This is a genomic window from Microbacterium sp. CPCC 204701, assembly GCF_004010105.1.
GTDB lineage: Bacteria > Actinomycetota > Actinomycetes > Actinomycetales > Microbacteriaceae > Microbacterium.
In genome coordinates this window covers 1-2,769 of record NZ_RRYE01000381.1, presented here as the reverse complement: position 1 = coordinate 2,769, position 2,769 = coordinate 1, and the positions used below count along the sequence as shown (strand labels likewise).

2 protein-coding genes and 1 riboswitch are annotated in these 2,769 nt (G+C 71.8%); of the genes, one reads left to right on the top strand and one right to left on the bottom strand.

Annotated elements, in window-relative coordinates; all coding sequences use genetic code 11:
* Positions 1 to 677 (bottom strand): bifunctional diaminohydroxyphosphoribosylaminopyrimidine deaminase/5-amino-6-(5-phosphoribosylamino)uracil reductase RibD (ribD, locus tag EIO58_RS15670; RefSeq protein WP_127820288.1); only part of this gene is annotated, 677 nt, incomplete at its 3' end.
* Positions 678 to 742: 65 nt separating this feature from the next.
* Positions 743 to 919, bottom strand: a riboswitch (FMN riboswitch).
* Between the two features lie 131 nt (positions 920 to 1,050).
* Between ribD and EIO58_RS15665 the strand changes: the two genes are divergently transcribed.
* Positions 1,051 to 2,769: glycerol-3-phosphate dehydrogenase/oxidase (locus tag EIO58_RS15665; protein ID WP_164861770.1), on the top strand; the 1,719-nt coding region annotated here is incomplete at its 3' end.

The following is a 2,769-nucleotide window of genomic DNA, read 5'->3' as shown; positions in this document are numbered from 1 at the left end:
CCCAGCACCACGGGCACCGGCTGCTGAGCGAGCAGCGAGCCGTCCGGAGCGCGAGCCGTGAGGGCAGGGTCGTCGGCGAGCACCGTGCCGGTGCCCACGACGATCGCGTCGGAGTGGGCGCGACGGCGGTGCACGTCGGCGCGCGCCGCCGGTCCGGTGATCCAGCGGCTCGTGGCATCCGCTGCCGCGGCGCGGCCGTCGAGGCTCTGCGCCCACTTGACCGTGACGTGCGGGCGCCCGAGTCGCTGCACGGTCATCCACGAGTCCAGGAACTGCTCGGCTTCGTCGGCGAGGACGCCGGCCTCGACCTGGACACCCGCGGCGCGCAGGCGATCGCCGCCTCCCGAGGACCGGACGCCGGGGTCGGAGACCGCGTACACGACGCGTGCCACGCCCGCGCCGATGAGCGCTTCGGAGCACGGGCCGGTGCGCCCGGTGTGGTTGCACGGCTCGAGTGTCACCACGGCGGTCGCGCCGCGGACGTCAGCGGGGGACGCCTTCGACAGGGCGTCGACTTCGGCGTGCGGGGTGCCGGCGCCGCGATGCCACCCCTCGGCGAGCACGCGGCCGTCGGGCGAGAGGAGCACGGCACCGACCTGCGGGTTCACGCCGCGCGGGCCGTTGCGGGCGATCGCCAGCGCCCGACGCATCGCGTCGTGCTCCGTCGTGCTCACCATGTCCTGCCCCTCGTCTCGTTCTGGACGGTCCGGGGCACGGGAAGCCGGCGGCGCGATGGACGCCGCCCGTGCTGCCTCCCATCCGGACTGGCGGCAGAGCTCGTCGTTTCGACCTCTGTCGCATCACCGTCGGTTCCGGAATTCCACCGGATCGGCCGCGGCTGCATCCGATTCGGATGCTAATGCCTTGGCTCGCGGACTGTCACCGCCGGTTCGGATTCTCACCGACCCCGGAGCACGTTGATGCTCACGAGTCTAGTCAACGCGGCATCCGTCGATTCATTCCATGTCTGCGAATGAAGTCGGCGCGCATGCGCGGCCTGCGGTATGGTGTCGGCGTGGCGACGTAGCCTGGAGAGGGGACGGTGAGGCGATGACCACTGCACGCGAACGACGCGGATCCGCTGGGCCGAGGCGCGGATTCGAACGGCTGACGGAACGGCCGTACGCCGATGTGCTGATCATCGGCGGGGGCGTCAACGGGCTCGCGACCTTCCGCGACCTCGCGATGCAGGGCGTCGATGTGGCGCTGGTCGAGCGCGGCGACTTCGTGAGTGGAGCGTCGGCGGCGTCGTCGCACATGATCCACGGGGGCATCCGCTATCTCGAGAACGGCGAATTCCGGCTTGTCCACGAGGCCGTCACCGAGCGCAACGCGCTGCTGCGCATGGCGCCGCACTACGTCCGTCCGCTGCAGACGACGATCCCGATCTTCGCCACGTTCTCGGGCGTGCTCTCGGCGCCGCTCCGATTCCTCCGTCACGGCGCGGGCAAGCCCCGCGAGCGGGGCGCGGTGCTCATCAAGATCGGGCTCGTGATCTACGACTCGTTCTCGCGCGGCGGCGGGCTGTTCCGCAAGGGCACGGTGCCGCGTCACACATTCCATGGACGCAAGCGGTCGCTCGCACAGCTGCCGCGGCTGAATCCCGAGGTGAAGTACACCGCCACGTACTGGGACGCATCGCTTCACGACCCCGAGCGTCTCGCGCTCGATGTGCTGCGCGACGGGCTGGCCGCAGGGGGCGAGCGGGCACGCGCCGCGAACTACGCGGCGGCGGTCGGCGTGCACGATGGCAAGGTCGTGATCCACGATGCCGCGACCGGCGCCGAGACGCCGTTCGCGGCATCCGTCGTGATCAATGCCGGCGGCCCGTGGACCGACCTCACCAACCTCGCGCTCGGGGACCCGACCCGCTACATGGGCGGGACGAAGGGCTCGCACATCGTGCTCGACCACCCCGCGCTGCTGGCGGCGACCGGCGGGCGCGAGCTGTTCTTCGAGAACGAGGACGGCCGCATCGTGCTCATCTACCCCCTCAAGGGGCGGGTGCTCGTGGGCACCACCGACCTCGAGCACGACATGCGCGACCCCGTCGTGTGCACCGAGGCCGAGGTCGACTACTTCGTCGACGTCGTCTCGCAGGTGCTGCCCTCGATCCCGGTGGACCGCTCGCAGATCGTCTACCGCTTCTCGGGTGTGCGACCTCTGCCCGGCCATGGCGATCTCGCCCCGGGGTTCGTCTCGCGCGACTACCGCATCGAGTCGGCGCCGCTCATCGGCGGGGATGCCGAGGTGCTCAGCCTCGTCGGAGGCAAGTGGACGACGTTCCGGGCCTCGGCCGAGCACCTCGCCGATCGCGCGCTCGCGTCGCTGTCGCAGCCCCGCCGGCGTTCGACCAAGGGCGTGCCGATCGGCGGCGGCAAGGGATTCCCGACCACCGAGAGGGCGCGGCAGCAATGGGTCGCCGCCCACGCGGTCGACCTGCCGACCGCACGCGTCGCGACGCTGCTCGACCGGTACGGCACGGTCGCGGCATCCGTCGTCGACGCGATCGCCGCGGACGACGCCGACGCGCCCCTCGACCACGCGCCGACGTACAGCAGCGGCGAGCTGCGTCACCTCGCGTCGACCGAAGCCGTCGTGCATCTCGACGACGTGCTCATGCGGCGCACGAGCATGGCGTTCACCGGCGGCGCGACGACGGATGCCGCGACCGAGGTCGCCGAGGCGATCGCGCCGGTGCTGGGCTGGGACGCCGCGCGGGTCTCGGCCGAGGTCGAGCGCGGGCTCGCCGCCGTCCGTGCGGCCGAA